The organism is Vibrio sp. LB10LO1 (assembly GCF_010092875.1).
Classification (GTDB): domain Bacteria; phylum Pseudomonadota; class Gammaproteobacteria; order Enterobacterales; family Vibrionaceae; genus Vibrio; species Vibrio campbellii.
This window is the reverse complement of record NZ_JAADJW010000009.1, coordinates 25,498-39,676: the sequence shown is the minus strand read 5'-3', so window position 1 is coordinate 39,676 and position 14,179 is coordinate 25,498. Positions and strand designations below refer to the sequence as shown.

13 protein-coding genes and 2 tRNA genes are annotated in these 14,179 nt (G+C 44.0%); 11 read left to right on the top strand and 4 right to left on the bottom strand.

Annotated features, from left to right (window positions below):
- Positions 1 to 54 precede the first annotated feature (54 nt).
- The 3 genes from GXP65_RS08555 to GXP65_RS08545 all read right to left on the bottom strand — a co-directional run bounded on the left by GXP65_RS08555 (position 55) and on the right by GXP65_RS08545 (position 2,992).
- Positions 55 to 1,674, bottom strand: coding sequence for an MFS transporter (locus tag GXP65_RS08555; protein WP_038885321.1), 1,620 nt, complete (start codon positions 1,672 to 1,674; stop codon positions 55 to 57).
- A gap of 170 nt (positions 1,675 to 1,844) precedes the next feature.
- Positions 1,845 to 2,327, bottom strand: a complete 483-nt coding sequence (locus GXP65_RS08550) for a hypothetical protein (protein WP_162092561.1) — start codon at positions 2,325 to 2,327, stop codon at positions 1,845 to 1,847.
- A complete protein-coding gene (locus GXP65_RS08545) occupies positions 2,306 to 2,992 on the bottom strand; it encodes a winged helix-turn-helix domain-containing protein (RefSeq protein ID WP_162092560.1) in 687 nt (228 codons plus the stop codon). Before GXP65_RS08545 ends, GXP65_RS08550 begins: the two co-directional genes overlap by 22 nt.
- Before the next feature lie 406 nt (positions 2,993 to 3,398).
- On the opposite strand from GXP65_RS08545, the gene GXP65_RS08540 reads away from it, so the two are divergent.
- Positions 3,399 to 4,217 (top strand): hypothetical protein, encoded by an 819-nt coding sequence (locus GXP65_RS08540; RefSeq protein WP_162092559.1) that lies wholly within the window; start codon positions 3,399 to 3,401, stop codon positions 4,215 to 4,217.
- 324 nt (positions 4,218 to 4,541) lie between these two features.
- Here the strand turns inward: GXP65_RS08540 and GXP65_RS08535 are convergent, their stop codons facing one another.
- Positions 4,542 to 5,006 carry a TetR family transcriptional regulator gene (locus GXP65_RS08535; RefSeq protein ID WP_162092558.1) on the bottom strand — a complete coding sequence of 155 codons (465 nt, stop codon included), beginning with the start codon at positions 5,004 to 5,006 and terminating at the stop codon, positions 4,542 to 4,544.
- 388 nt (positions 5,007 to 5,394) lie between these two features.
- Here GXP65_RS08535 and hppD point away from each other — a divergent pair, with 388 nt between their 5' ends.
- From hppD to GXP65_RS08485, 10 genes are all read left to right on the top strand, one after another.
- Positions 5,395 to 6,468: a 4-hydroxyphenylpyruvate dioxygenase gene (gene hppD / locus GXP65_RS08530; RefSeq protein WP_005427851.1), complete on the top strand. Its 1,074-nt coding sequence runs from the start codon at positions 5,395 to 5,397 to the stop codon at positions 6,466 to 6,468.
- Entirely contained in the window at positions 6,461 to 7,591 is a 1,131-nt protein-coding gene (locus GXP65_RS08525; RefSeq protein WP_005427917.1) for a homogentisate 1,2-dioxygenase, read from the top strand. The genes hppD and GXP65_RS08525 overlap by 8 nt, the downstream gene beginning before the upstream one ends.
- A gap of 9 nt (positions 7,592 to 7,600) precedes the next feature.
- Entirely contained in the window at positions 7,601 to 8,638 is a 1,038-nt protein-coding gene (locus GXP65_RS08520) for a fumarylacetoacetate hydrolase family protein (protein ID WP_162092557.1), read from the top strand.
- A gap of 20 nt (positions 8,639 to 8,658) precedes the next feature.
- Positions 8,659 to 9,327 (top strand): maleylacetoacetate isomerase, encoded by a 669-nt coding sequence (maiA, locus tag GXP65_RS08515; protein ID WP_162092556.1) that lies wholly within the window; start codon positions 8,659 to 8,661, stop codon positions 9,325 to 9,327.
- Between the two features lie 197 nt (positions 9,328 to 9,524).
- Complete coding sequence (locus GXP65_RS08510) at positions 9,525 to 10,187, top strand: DUF2726 domain-containing protein (RefSeq protein WP_162092555.1); 663 nt, start codon at positions 9,525 to 9,527, stop codon at positions 10,185 to 10,187.
- Positions 10,188 to 10,340: 153 nt separating this feature from the next.
- Positions 10,341 to 10,679, top strand: a complete 339-nt coding sequence (locus GXP65_RS08505) for a hypothetical protein (RefSeq protein WP_009697431.1) — start codon at positions 10,341 to 10,343, stop codon at positions 10,677 to 10,679.
- A 179-nt stretch (positions 10,680 to 10,858) separates the two neighbouring features.
- Positions 10,859 to 10,935: transfer RNA gene (locus GXP65_RS08500), tRNA-Val, on the top strand.
- Positions 10,936 to 10,981: 46 nt separating this feature from the next.
- Positions 10,982 to 11,058: transfer RNA gene (locus GXP65_RS08495), tRNA-Val, on the top strand.
- A 219-nt stretch (positions 11,059 to 11,277) separates the two neighbouring features.
- Complete coding sequence (locus tag GXP65_RS08490; protein WP_162092554.1) at positions 11,278 to 12,099, top strand: mechanosensitive ion channel domain-containing protein; 822 nt, start codon at positions 11,278 to 11,280, stop codon at positions 12,097 to 12,099.
- A gap of 543 nt (positions 12,100 to 12,642) precedes the next feature.
- Positions 12,643 to 14,136 (top strand): lytic polysaccharide monooxygenase, encoded by a 1,494-nt coding sequence (locus GXP65_RS08485; RefSeq protein WP_162092553.1) that lies wholly within the window; start codon positions 12,643 to 12,645, stop codon positions 14,134 to 14,136.
- Positions 14,137 to 14,179 lie beyond the last annotated feature (43 nt).

Genomic DNA, 14,179 nt, shown 5'->3' with positions numbered 1-14,179 from the left:
TTTGCAGAGGTAAACGAATAAAGCCCCGGCATTGCCGAGGCTTTAATGTCACCGTTAATTCTTCATTAATGAGCGTTGGGGTAGTTTTGAACAAAGCGCTAACCCGCCAAGCATTAATCCAATCAACGCAAACAGTGCGTAATGAACAGATTGCAGACGTGATTCAGCCATTACTTCGATCACTATACGTTGTTCTTCCTTATCAACGATTAAGTGCTCCATTAGATCAATTGCCATTGCGTTTGATACGAATGGTAGAGAAGGTTGTTCAATAATGATTTGCTTAGTTTCTGCAGATAATGCTTCATGCTCCGCTACATTAGACTTGATTGCACCAGTCAGAGAAAACAGCATTACAGAGCCTAGAATCGCAACGCCAAATGCTTGACCAACGTTACGTGATGTAGCCTGAATACCGCCAGATTGCTGTGCTTCACGCTCACTCAGAGCTGATGTCACGACAATCGATGCCTGTGAAGCAAGTAGGCCAGCACCAGTACCAAAGATGGTCAGTGAGACATATTGCCAGAAGGTGATGCCATCAGCGGTGAAGCCAAAGAACATTAAACCAGTACCTGCAGCTGCAATGATAAAGCCTAGCTGACAGACTCTTTGGCAAGTTAGGTGAGCCAGTTTAGCTGGCGCACCGAGTGAACCGATCATCATGCCTAATGCGAAAGCACACAGTGCCATGCCTGAAGAGAATGCGCTCATACCCGCAACAAGCTGCATGTAAGATACGTTAATAAAGCCAGTTGCGCCAAATAGCAGGAAGATAGTTGCACATAGCACAAGGCCGACTACAACTTGAGGATTCTTACTGTATGAAGACGGCAGTAGTGGTGTGCCACCTTGTTCCTCGAAGCGACGTTCCCATACCATCAACGCTTTTAGAATGGCAGCGCCAAGTAGTACCGTTGGGATTGCTGGAGACATGCCAAGGATGGTGAAGTCTGTTAGTGGTGCCACTAGGCCCCATTCAGAAATCTTCAGTAGACCTGTAACAAAGCAAAGTAAACCAATACCAGCGAGTGCAATACCAACCGTATCTAGCTTGCCTTTGAAGGGGCTAGAATCAAGTGTTGGAAGTTTCATACTGCCAAACATAACTAGCAAGCAGTAGATGCCTAAACCAACAAACGCAACTCGGAAGCTCGCGACATCAAGAATAAAACCAAATAGAAGCGGGGTTACAGCACTTGCAAGTCCGACCAAGGCAGCTATGGCCGAAAATGCAATGGCTTGGTCTTTGCCTTTATAAATGCCAGCAACGTTTGCGAGAACCGCAGGGATGAGCAAACAAGCGCCCAAGCCAGCGCCAACACGCGCACCATAGTTTAGAACTTCCATATTCGGAGCAAAAGCAGCACCGAACGAAGCTACAGCAAGCATGCCGGCGCCAATAATCATTTGGCGTTTCCAGCCAATAATAAGGCCGATTAAGCCACCAGCAATCATACCTGCACCTGCAATAAGAGGATACATAGCGTTTGCCATTTGAATTTGTGGCATGGATGCGCCGTGCAACGCAATTAGAGCATCGGTAGAGATAGCAAGGCCAGAGTTGTCAGCCATGGTAGAGAATTGTGCGGCGAGAAGAACAATTAAAGGAAACCATTTGGCTAGCCCTGTTTTCTCCTCAGGAGTAGGAATAGTAGAAGCGGATACCGTCATTGTAGATACCTTTTAGTTGAAGAGCCAAAAGCTCAAGTCGTTATAGTTATGAAATAATCTTCATCGCTATTTAACCTTGTGAGCCTATTTGCTCTCCAACCAAAAAAAGTATCTTTAGAACAAAAAAAATTGTATTTCTAAAATCGGAAGTAAAAAAACATAAAACCAAATTAACTATCTGATTTTCTAGTTAAAATGTAAGATACGTCCAAGCCGTTACTTTGTTCAACTTCGACAAATATTCTTCCTTCATCTAAATGCCAAGCGTTCAAGCGCAATAGGTTTCCACCTAGGGGAACATCTATTTTGGTGTTTTCGATAAATGCTTCCAATCCACGTACATGTCGGTTTTCAATATCGAAATGCGCACTCACGTGTTCTCGTTGCTGCAGCACCAAATTACCATCATATGTGTAGCTAAAGTCTTGGTATCTGTTATTAATCGAAAGCCTAATATCATTACTATTGACAAGCATGAAAGCGCTGCTATCAATCTTTTTATCTCCAATGTATATCGCACCTTCCCCTTGCCAGCCTCCTTCATAAAGGCGGAAAGGGTCATTCAAATAGTGGTAGACCTGATTTCCTAGAAAGCTTGATAGTCCGGCAATTACTGTAAGCAGAAACAGTGCTAAAAGTCGATTTTTTGGCATTCAAGAACCCCTGTTGTTTCAGAGCAAACTCTATAGAATGACTCATGCTTGGTGATGTATTTAGTGGACTCATTTTGTTTCACTGGCAAAGACGCGAGTTCTTGTTCTGTTGCATTAAAGAGTATCCAGTGTTTGCCATATTGTTGACTGATACGATTGGGCTTAGAAACAAAAACGCCTGACGCGGAAAGTGCAAAAGAAGCAATGGCGACAACAAATATTGTGGCGACAGACTGTACTACGTTGGATCTTGGCTCGAGCGTATCCTCTTGCTGGTTATCACTTAGGACTCGTTCAGTTTGCTTTTGTTCTTCAACAATTGGTTTACCGTAAGATTCTTCAATCTGTGGCGCAGCGGAAAGCACATAACCTTGCTTTGGAATGGTCCTTATGAGCGTTCTGTCTGCGTCTTGAAGTGAAAACCTTAGTGCTTTAACCGTTTGATTGATTGTTGCATTTGTCGCGTAAGAATCTTTCCAGAGCGTTTGTTCTATTGAATTGCGAGATAGCACATCAGGAAAGGTTTTTATTAACTCATAGAATAAGCTCGCTTCACGTGCTCGCAAGCGACTCAACTCTCCCTGATTATCAACCACAGCGGATGTTGGTGAGTAGTAGAGATCGCCCACCTTATAAATCGGTGGCTCAAGGCATAGTTTGGCCATTTAGTATTCTCAATGTCATTACGTCGATAAATATGCTAACTGGGTGCCGAGGTTTTTGATTTTGATCTACCGCAATAAATGAGCCGCATCGAAAATTGAAAACTCAAAAATGAGATTTTAAACAGTAGTCGAGCATAAATAAGTGACAATAAATGAGAATTCCATTTGATGTATAAATGTGTTGTGAGGAAGGATTTCCATTGTCTATTTTATGTTTGTCTGAATTCTCAGCGTGGTGCCTCCGTGATTGGGTTCTAGGGCAGGGTATCATTAGGAAACTATTTTTTTTTACTTATTGTTTTTTTATTTTGTTATCTAGCAAGGTGCAATTTATCTAGAGTGATTTGGAATTTGGTTTATGTCGACAATGACCATTTATCCAATAACGCGCAATAGGTTTTTGACCATGACTAACTATAAGAAAATAACGCTAAGTAGTGCCCTGATCCTTTTTTCGTCTTATGCTCTGGCTGATGAGCATATCACTCCGGAAGATGCACCAGATCCTGGTGACCATACAAAAGTATCCTCAGTGATTAATATCACTTACGGTAAGCAGAGCTTTAGGGAGCAGGATAATGACTTTGCCCAAATCCAAGGGCAAATATCAGGGAAAAAAAGCAACGACAATCTCTTTCTAGGACAGTTAACCATTCAAGGGCAAGATAGAGGCAAGGTGGGCAGCGAAGACTTTAACTTGTCCCAAGTGCGGGCTCGTTACTTCGAGGTTAGCCATACTGAGTGGCAGCACGCGCCTATGGTTGGTGTGTCTCTAGACTACATCGAAACCAGTTTTACTGACGCAATTTCGGATCGTTTGTTTGCTGTTGGTGGCCTGATTCGAGTTAACACCCCATTTAAAAACTGGCTGTCTTTCCCAATACTAGCCGGCGCTATCGGACAAAATAACAGTACTTATAGCCGATTAGGTATTACAGATGATTACACTTATGGCTTTCAGTTCAATTACTTAAACTCTATCTACCTACATGAAAATGGCACGCATGTTCAGGTAAACCCGCAGTTTAGTTCACTTAATTTTGGTGGTAGTGTGGGGACGGTTAATCAGCTCCAACTCGATCTCGCGTTCCAAACACCTTTTACAGAAAATCGCAAGCACTGGGGAAAGGTTACCTACACTGAGTTTTTTGATGATACCGAACAGAGCTTTGGTCACAACAGGCAGGGCACAGAGTTAAAATTTACTTATAGCTACTATCTGTAATTGGCAACGTCCATTCATTTTACGAAAACGAGTTGTTGAGCTTTAGAAGAAATTCGTAAGCTCGCTCGAATCACTTATGTAACTGATGAAAGCTCACTAATATATCTGCCTGTTCGACTGTAATTTACCTTGCATTTATTGAAGCAATGTCATATCTGTGGATTAATGCAGTCTCTGTTTATTCATGTCCTCTCGCACTGCCTTTCTGGATAGACCGAACTCTGAAAAGGGTTCGGTCGCTTTGATTTTATTGCTTTCATTCTCTGTTTTGTGAGCCCAAAACAAAAAGTTTGTATGTGCGCTCTTACTCGGAGAGAGTGATTGCTATTGAGCTTTATGAAGAGTGAGCAGAGTTAATCCTATCAACCATTCGATAATGTGTTTACAGTCTTTATTTAACTTGTAGAAAGCAACAGCCTCTACCTGACGTTGAAAGTCGCAGAGGTAGGGTGTGTGAAATTCACAAACTGTCATCAACAATGCCAGGCGCCAAATTGCCATAAATTCAGCATCATTAAAATGATGTTTCCAACTGCTGATAAACGCAGCTTCATTGTCAGAAAGGTCGAGCTTATCCATCATCATCTTAAGCAATCTACCTTGCAGTGCTCTCGGAATATCGACCTTCTTAGCAAAATGGTGGCTTATTCCCGTCCTCGATATCCCCGTTTGATCGCTCAACGTCGTATAAGACATTTTCTCGTATCCAAGTGTAATCAGTTGCTCTGTTGCGACATCGAGAATGGTGTTGATCGTGATTTGGGTATCTTCGTGAGTTCGGCGTGCCATAACTATTGCCAGTATTGTGATTAAAAAATGATACTAACACTTATCGTCAGTCATTCCATATAAATATCTTTATCTTGACGTTGTTTGAATGATAAATGCGCGTTACTGCCCACAAAAATCACAGCGGTAACAAACTGTTTACATTGTGGAACGGCGTGTAAATTGATGTCGTATATGATAATGCATTGATATAACTTGCTTTACTTATTATTTTGGTAAACGTTTGCGTTAATTGAAGGTGTTGTAACATAAATTTTACAATTGCAATTTAAAACTGCGTAAAGCCAGATTTCCACTCATGTATTCCAATTTTTCTCCTCTTGCGCCAAGTTAGAAATATCGAACGAGAACGCATGTTCAAACACAACAATGACATAAGGAGAAAGTCATGGTGGACACCTACAACCCATTAGGCACGGATGGATTCGAATTTGTGGAATACACAGCGGCGGACAGCGAAGGTATTGAACAACTGAAAGCGCTGTTTGTATCGTTGGGTTTTGCAGAGATCGCAAAACACCGTTCTAAAGAGGCTTGGCTGTACCGACAAGGTGACATCAGCTTTATCGTTAACGCCCAGCCACACAGTCAGGCAGAAGGCTTTGCTAAAGTTCACGGTCCTTCAGTTTGTGGCATGGCATTTCGTGTGAAAGACGCCAACGTAGCACTCAAGCAAGCACTGGATAACGGCGGTGAAGAGTACAAAACGGAAATCGGTCCGATGGAGCTAAGCATCCCGGCAATTTATGGTATCGGTGAGAGTCTTCTGTACTTCGTGGATCGTTATGGCAAACAAAGCATTTATGATGTCGACTTCCGTTTCTACGATGATGCAGAAGAGCGCTTAGCGAAAGCAGACGTTGGTATGTACGAAATCGACCATCTGACCCACAACGTGAAGCAAGGCAACATGGACGTGTGGTCAGGATTCTACGAGCGCATTGGTAACTTCCGCGAGATTCGCTACTTCGACATTGAAGGTAAGCTGACTGGGCTTGTTAGCCGCGCAATGACCGCACCGTGTGGCAAGATCCGCATTCCAATCAATGAGTCTTCTGACGACAAATCCCAGATTGAAGAGTTTATCCGTGAATACAACGGAGAAGGTATTCAGCACATCGCGATGACAACCGATGACATCTACCAAACCGTTCAAACACTGCGTGATCGCGGCATGGACTTTATGCCAACTCCGGACACGTACTACGAGAAAGTCGACGAGCGCGTAAAAGGACATGGGGAAGACGTCAGCAAGCTGCGTGATCTGCAAGTCCTCATTGATGGCGCGCCAACCAAAGACGGCATCTTACTGCAAATCTTCACCCAGACCGTAATTGGTCCTGTGTTTTTTGAAATCATTCAACGTAAAGGCAACGAAGGCTTTGGTGAAGGTAACTTCAAAGCGTTGTTTGAATCGATTGAAGAAGACCAAATCCGCCGAGGAGTACTAAGCGATGCATAAATGGATCACATTCCCTCATCGGGAGGGAGTGTGCTCCAAGCAAGCACATGCTGATTTCCCGGAAGAGGCAATTTACGAACGTGAAGCAGGTCGAAGTGGATTCTTCGGTCCTGCGGCACACTTTCATCATCAACACGCACCGACAGGTTGGTCTGAGTGGGAAGGCGATTTACGTCCGCGCGCTTTCGATTTCAACCTAGTCGAAACGGCGAGTCAGATTTCGCCTTGGGCAGTGCCGCATCTGCTACACAACGCCAACTGTAAGATCCGTGTATGGCGTATGGACGAAAAGATGGACTTCTTGGTGCGTAACGCCGATGGTGATGAGCTGCTGTTCATCCATCACGGCACGGCAGATCTTTACTGTGACTATGGTCATCTCAAAGTGAGCGAAGGTGATTACGTGATGATCCCACGCTCGACCAGTTGGCGATTAGAACCAAGTGAGCCAATGTTTGTTCTGATGATTGAAAACACCGATGCTGCTTATTCTTTGCCAGAAAAAGGCATGGTGGGTAATCATGCTGTGTTCGACCCGGCGGTTTTGGAAACGCCTTCCATTAACGATGAGTTCCGTGCGCAATACTCAGAAGATCAAACTCAAGTTCATGTGAAGCGCCATGACAAAGTCAGCGTGATTACTTACCCATTCAACCCACTTGATGCGATTGGTTGGCACGGTGATTTGGCCGTGGTGAAAGTGAACTGGCGTGATATTCGTCCTTTGATGTCGCACCGTTATCACTTACCGCCTTCTGCCCACACCACGTTTGTTGGTGCAGGATTCGTGGTGTGTACGTTTGTGCCACGTCCAATCGAGAGCGACCCTGGTGCTCTGAAGGTGCCGTTCTATCATAACAATGACGATTATGACGAAGTCTTGTTCTACCACGCAGGGGATTTCTTCAGCCGTGACAACATAGAAGCTGGCATGGTGACTTTCCATCCAGCAGGTTTTACTCACGGCCCTCATCCGAAAGCGTTCAAAGCAGGGCAGGAATATAAGAAGAAGTTTACCGATGAGGTGGCAGTGATGATTGATACGCGCCACGCACTCGAGTTTTCTGACGAGCTCGATAAGGTTGAAAACAAAGAATACGTCTATAGCTGGCAAGAGAAGTAAGGGGCAAGGATGAAATTAGCAACCAAGAAAAATGGTACTCGCGATGGTCTGTTGATGGTCGTGAGCAAAGACCTGACACAATGTGTTCCGGCAACCGAAATTTTCCACGCGATGCATCTCGCTCCAACCATGCAAGTGGCATTGGATAACTGGGACAAAGTCGCTCCACAACTGGAAGAGCTTTATAACGCGCTAAACAATGGTTCGGTTTCTGGAAGTGAAGAGTTTGAATCCCACTATCTAGCATCACCATTACCCCGCGCTTATCAATGGGCGGATGGCAGTGCTTACGTCAATCACGTCGAACTAGTGCGTAAAGCGCGTGGTGCGGAAATGCCAGAAAGCTTCTGGACTGATCCTTTGATGTATCAGGGTGGTTCTGACGCATTTATTGGTCCTTGCGACAACATCGAATTTGCCAGCGACGAGTGGGGCATCGATTTCGAAGGTGAGGTTGCTGTGGTCACCGGTGACGTCCCGATGGGAGCAAGTATTGCAGAAGCACAAGAATCCATTCGCCTTATCATGCTCGTAAACGATGTGTCGTTGCGTGGTTTGATTCCGGCGGAGCTAGCAAAAGGTTTTGGTTTCTTCCAATCAAAACCGTCATCGGCGTTTTCTCCTGTTGCAGTAACACCTGATGAACTGGGAGAAGCATGGTATGAGAACAAAGTTCATTTATCTTTGGTTTCAACCTATAACAACGCGCCATTTGGTTGTCCGAATGCAGGTGTAGATATGACGTTTGATTTCGCTGACTTGATTGTCCATGCCAGCAAAACACGTCCACTTTCTGCAGGTGCAATCATTGGATCGGGTACAGTATCGAACAAACAAGGCACGGAGCACGGTACCTCTATCGAAGAGGGTGGCGTAGGCTACTCATGTATCGCAGAAGTGCGCATGATTGAAACCATTCGTGATGGCAAACCGTCAACGAGCTTTATGTCGTTTGGTGACTCAATCAAGCTAGAGATGTTTGACGCAGATGGTAACTCGATCTTTGGTGCGATTGATCAGCAAGTCAGCCAATACCTAAAACACTGAGAGTGAGGGGCAAGGGAAGTATGAGCGATAACATCATCCTCTATGGCTATTGGCGTTCTTCGGCGGCTTATCGAGTTCGCATTTGTTTGAACTTAAAAGAGCTGAACTACGAGTCCAAATCGGTTCATTTGGTACGTAATGGCGGCGAGCAGCACAGTGCGGAATACCATGTGTTAAACGCCTTTGAGCTTGTGCCAGTGCTGGTGGATGGTGATATTCAACTCAACCAATCTCTTGGCATCATTCAGTATCTCGATGAGCAGTATCCGCAAGCTCGAGTGATTCCAGAGCCATCGCCGCTTCGTTACCAAGCTTTGGCTATGGCTCAGGATATTGCGATAGAGATCCACCCACTCAATAACTTGCGCGTGTTGCAGTACCTAGAAGGGCAGCTGTCGTGTGACCAAGAGGCGAAAGTCGAGTGGATTCATCATTGGGTAAATCAAGGCTTTACAGCATTAGAAGAGAAGCTAAACCAGCATCGACAACAACATGGAAACTGTATCTACAGTGTGACTGACTCTCCCTCTGTTGTTGATATTTGTTTAGTGCCTCAAGTGTACAACGCATTACGTTTTGGGGTGGATATGACTTCTTATCCAATTATTAGCTCGGTTGTAGAAGCATGTAACCAACTGCCTGCATTTATTGATGCCATGCCAGAGAACCAACCCGACGCGAACAGCTAGCACTATCTCTACATCTTAATGATTAACAAACGGGCTCTTAATGGAGTCCGTTTTTGTTCTCTCAACTTGACGTAAAAATCGTGTTCAAAACGTTGGCTACTGTTATCATCACCCCGCAAAATTTATCGGTTTTGTTGCTCTGGCTAAAATTTCCATTTAGGCTTTGAGCAACTAGTTGTTTTGGGCGCACTTTATCTATGACCAACATCTTTATCATTGTTGTTCTACTTGTTGTTTTCTTCTTTATCATTCAAAAGTACGTGATCAAAAACGATGACACGCGAGACTTCCCATACCGTTCGAAAGGTCCTTTATTAAAAGGGCAGGAAGGCGCGTTTTTTAATGCGTTAAGAGCGGCGGTTGGTGATCATGCCGTGGTGTTTGCCAAAGTAAACATGGCAACATTGATCGCGCCAAAAGAGATTAAGAACAAAAAACAGTTCTTTATTGCCAGTAACCGAATTTCACGCAGCTACTTCGATTACGTTATCTGCGACCCTAGAACGCTTGAACCTCGCGTGATTATTGAGCTTGATAACGGTCAGCAGCTGCATAAAGGCAAAGTCGAGCGCCAAAAGTTGCTCATGCACGTATGTAAATCGGCGAATCTGCCTTTGATTGGTGCATCGGTAAAACACAGCTATCAAGTGGGTCGTTTACGTCGTCTATTGGCGGCACACATTGACCTGATTGAACCAGACAAAGAAATTCGTTTTTGTAAAAAGTGTGGCAGTCCGATGATCATCAGAACCGCAAGCCAAGGTGAGTTTAAAGGCCGACGCTTCTTCACATGTAGCCGCCAGCCAAACTGTACTTACACGGAAAACTACAATGTGGTGTTTGATACAGAAGACGAATAAACATTTCGTTCCCAGATAATGAAATAGAGAAAGGCTTCAACTGAATTAGTTGAAGCCTTTTTTTGTTTTACCGTTGAACAAAGAACAGCACTTATAAGCATCCGTTCTGGTAGCTCCTATACTTTGGTAAAGAAAGAAGAATAGGGAAGCGTTATGCGATATGGATGGATTCTTTCAGCGCTGTTACTCACGTTCAGTAGCCATGCTCAGCAGTCACTAAAACCACTAGAATGCCAATTAACAGATACACCTCAAGACCATTTCTTGTTTTATCGTGAGCAGATGGTTTACCACAGTGAGCAGTTTGCGATTTTCCAAAACTTCAAAGGGCGGGTAAGTACCCAAGTGGATCTCAAAACAGGCAAACTGATTCGCACAACGTTTATTGGTGAACCGTTCGAGCCTAAATACCAAATTCTGTTTGGCGATTGCCCAAACGTATCGCAAGTTTTGCAAATTTGGATGCTCAGTGAAGTGCCTTACGACAATTAAGCCAAAACACAAAAGTTAAGTAGATCACACTTTTAACCCCACTCAAGTCGAGGCTTGACGATAAAATCGTCTGAAAACGGGTGTTGAGTTTAGATTTTCGCCAAACGATTCAAAGTTAATGAATTTATGCTTGCACCCCTCATAGGATATAGCTAATATCCATCTCGTTCTTAAGGAATGGGTCCGTAGCTCAGTTGGTTAGAGTACTACCTTGACATGGTAGGGGTCGGCGATTCGAGTTCGCCCGGACCCACCACTCCTTAAAGCCATACTAAAACCAAAGTATGCCGAACATAAAATTTGGGTCCGTAGCTCAGTTGGTTAGAGTACTACCTTGACATGGTAGGGGTCACCAGTTCGAATCTGGTCGGACCCACCAAATTTAGTTCTTCGCGAACAAACGCAAAGCCCGCTAACTTAGCGGGCTTTGTTGTATCTTAGGCTTGAAACCTGTCCTATGTTTCCTTCCAACATTCGCAGTGCATCCGTTGATACCAACAAAAAGTGTGATTGTCTTTTTTAATCTTGGTCGGAGTCAGTTGAACTCAGCACGCCATACACTCAAAGTACCCCTCTTTTGTCTATAAGAGGGATAATAATGTTGGAAAACATCTCGTTAGAAGCACTATATGAAAAGTGCCTCGATTTATTACTGACCTTTGGGCCGAAGTTTATTTTGGCTTTGATCGTGCTCTTCGTAGGCTGGTGGGTTGTCGGTAAAGTCAGCCGCGCGATTGAAGTAACATTAGAAAAGATGAAGATTGAGCACGGCTTACGCGGCTTTCTCTCATCTCTTGCTTCGGTCATCTTAAAAATTCTGTTGATCATCTCTGCTGCATCCATGATTGGTGTCGAGACTACGTCGTTTATCGCCATGCTTGGTGCGGCTGGTCTAGCGGTAGGCATGGCGCTACAAGGCAGTTTGTCTAACTTTGCTGGTGGCGTCCTCATTCTGTTTTTCAAGCCATTTAAAGTAGGAGACGTGATTGAAGCGCAGGGACACATGGGTAAGGTCGTGGATATACAGATTTTTGTGACCGTGCTGCTGACTTATGACAACCAAAAGATCATCATTCCGAACGGATCATTATCTAACGGCACGGTGAAAAACCTATTTTGTGAAGAGAAGCGCCGTATCGATATCGAATTCGGTATTAGCTATGGTGACGATATTCACAAGGCAAGACGCGTTCTCATGCAGGTCATGGAAAACTATGATTTTATCATCAATGAGCCAGAGCCAACTGTCCATGTTAGCCAGCACGGTGACAGCCACGTTGGCATGTTAGTGTGGGCATGGGTAGATTCTGAAAATTATTGGCCCGCTTATTTTGGTTTGTACGAGCGAGTAAAAGATGCCTTTGATGCAGAAGACATCACCATTCCATTCCCGCAAAGAGATGTACATATCCAGCAATAATGAAAGGAGCACCTGCTCCTTTTTTGTACATTAATAAAACTCGCCACAAGTGAAAGGCAGATTAATTTCATATCTGATGCACTTTTTCCGAGATTGATAAAATATAGGGGTGGTGAAAGCTTTTGTTTTAAATATTTTACTTAATTATATTAGCTTGGCATTAATTAGATTTTTTAATCATAAGGATTTAAAAAATGGATTGGAATATAAGTCACAATTCATGGTCAATTTTAGCTTGAGTAATAAGAATACTTTTTTGGTGTATTTACTCTACATATATGTCATTTTTTGAACGTGATTTTTTTTGTAAGTGATTGTTTTTAATGTGTGTTATCTGGCGGTAAGGGTTTTGTAATAAGAATCCGAAATATTTAAAATTGTGATGTTTATTCCTATCAATAACCATGGTTCTTTTATTGATAAAAGTTAAGTATATTATTTTTTACTGTTTTCTGATTAAAACTATAAACACGCAATAGGTGATGGCGGATATAAAACATTCGCTGGATCTTATTTGTACAATAAACGGAAGAGAGTGAAAAAGTGAAAGCAAATAAAAACATTCTTAAAGCAGCAGTGGGCATGGCGATGTTATCAGGCCTACCAACAGCAGCAAATGCTCATGGTTGGACAGAGTTTCCGAGTGCTCGCCAAAATACATGTTATGAACAAGGCGGAATTTGGTCGGGCAATCCACCAAATGCGGCTTGTGCTCAGGCAAAGGAGATCTCGGGTACCTATCCGTTTGTTCAGCGCAACGAGTACGCTAAGAACATTACCGACTACAACAACATGGAAGCGGTAAAAGCGGCAATTCCTGACGGCACACTATGTTACGCAAACGACCCGCAGAAGAAGGGTATGGGGGCGCCACATACAGCTTGGACTCGTACAGAGCTCAACACGGGTACCTTTGAGTTCGTGTTCAATGCCACTGCACCACACAACCCATCATTCTGGGAATTTTACCTAACCAAACCAGGCGCAGATCTGAGCAAGTCGCTTGCTTGGGGTGATCTAGAGCTTATTCAGACAGAAGGTAATGTGCCAGTTGAAGATGGTAAGTATCGCATGAACGTTACCATTCCTTCTGACCGCTCAGGCGACGCAATTCTATATGTTCGCTGGCAACGCGATGATGCGGCGGGTGAAGGCTTCTACAACTGTTCTGATATCACTATTGTGGGCGGTGAAACCCCTCCACCTGAGCCAACACCACAGCCTGACCTTGTGAAGGGTGATCTGTACATCCCTGTCGACTTTGTTGGCCCAGACCTTGGTGACACGGTTAAATACGACATCATCAATAAGTACGGTGATATTGCACGCAGCTTTGATATTGAAGTGAATTCATCCAACATCAATGACTGGCAGCGTCTACTGGCGTCAGAGATCAGTGGTTGGCATGAAGAATTCAAAGATGGTGCAGTATTCATTGGTGATTGGCATGAAGAAATGTCTCACTACATGTACTTCCAAAACGATCCTTCACGTAACTTCTTCAACTCAAAAGATAGCCGTGCATCGGGTGTTATTTCAGTTATTGATGGTGACGACGGTACGGTTGAGCCTCTAACTGGTGAACTTTACGAGCTGGTTAAGAGTGATAAGGTCGTAAACGCAGGCGACAAAGTTGTGATTGCAATTAGTGAAGCGGCGAACTTGACTCAAACGCAAGGCACGGCGGTGAGCATTCAAAACAATGGCACCGCGTCTATCGTGGTAGATACGACAGCCATTACTCAGAATGAAACACTTTCTTTTGTTGCTAACGCAGTAAACAGTGAACGTAAAGAGACATTCACATTTGAAGTGATTGCAGATGAAAGTACGGTTGATCCAGACCCAACACCAGACCCAGATCCAACACCAGATCCAAGTGGTGATGAATGGGATGCCGCAAAAACGTATCTAGGTGGTGAAGTGGTGTCTTACGCTGACGGAAAATGGAAAGCTCAGTGGTGGATCCAAGGTGGTGATGATCCACAAACGACTTACCAAAAAGACCAATGGGGTGTTTGGCGTCCAGCTAGCTAATCTCATTCACTAAAGCCAAATGGAGTTGGCATAGGCAAGCATC

What these genes read in the sequence shown, in the direction of transcription:
- hppD (WP_005427851.1), top strand. Translation starts at nt 5,395, where the DNA reads ATGGTGGACACCTACAACCCATTAGGCACGGATGGATTCGAATTTGTG.
- GXP65_RS08545 (WP_162092560.1), bottom strand. Translation starts at nt 2,992, where the DNA reads ATGGCCAAACTATGCCTTGAGCCACCGATTTATAAGGTGGGCGATCTC.
- GXP65_RS08510 (WP_162092555.1), top strand. Translation starts at nt 9,525, where the DNA reads ATGACCAACATCTTTATCATTGTTGTTCTACTTGTTGTTTTCTTCTTT.
- GXP65_RS08490 (WP_162092554.1), top strand. Translation starts at nt 11,278, where the DNA reads ATGTTGGAAAACATCTCGTTAGAAGCACTATATGAAAAGTGCCTCGAT.
- GXP65_RS08535 (WP_162092558.1), bottom strand. Translation starts at nt 5,006, where the DNA reads ATGGCACGCCGAACTCACGAAGATACCCAAATCACGATCAACACCATT.
- maiA (WP_162092556.1), top strand. Translation starts at nt 8,659, where the DNA reads ATGAGCGATAACATCATCCTCTATGGCTATTGGCGTTCTTCGGCGGCT.
- GXP65_RS08525 (WP_005427917.1), top strand. Translation starts at nt 6,461, where the DNA reads ATGCATAAATGGATCACATTCCCTCATCGGGAGGGAGTGTGCTCCAAG.
- GXP65_RS08520 (WP_162092557.1), top strand. Translation starts at nt 7,601, where the DNA reads ATGAAATTAGCAACCAAGAAAAATGGTACTCGCGATGGTCTGTTGATG.
- GXP65_RS08540 (WP_162092559.1), top strand. Translation starts at nt 3,399, where the DNA reads ATGACTAACTATAAGAAAATAACGCTAAGTAGTGCCCTGATCCTTTTT.
- GXP65_RS08555 (WP_038885321.1), bottom strand. Translation starts at nt 1,674, where the DNA reads ATGACGGTATCCGCTTCTACTATTCCTACTCCTGAGGAGAAAACAGGG.
- GXP65_RS08550 (WP_162092561.1), bottom strand. Translation starts at nt 2,327, where the DNA reads ATGCCAAAAAATCGACTTTTAGCACTGTTTCTGCTTACAGTAATTGCC.
- GXP65_RS08505 (WP_009697431.1), top strand. Translation starts at nt 10,341, where the DNA reads ATGCGATATGGATGGATTCTTTCAGCGCTGTTACTCACGTTCAGTAGC.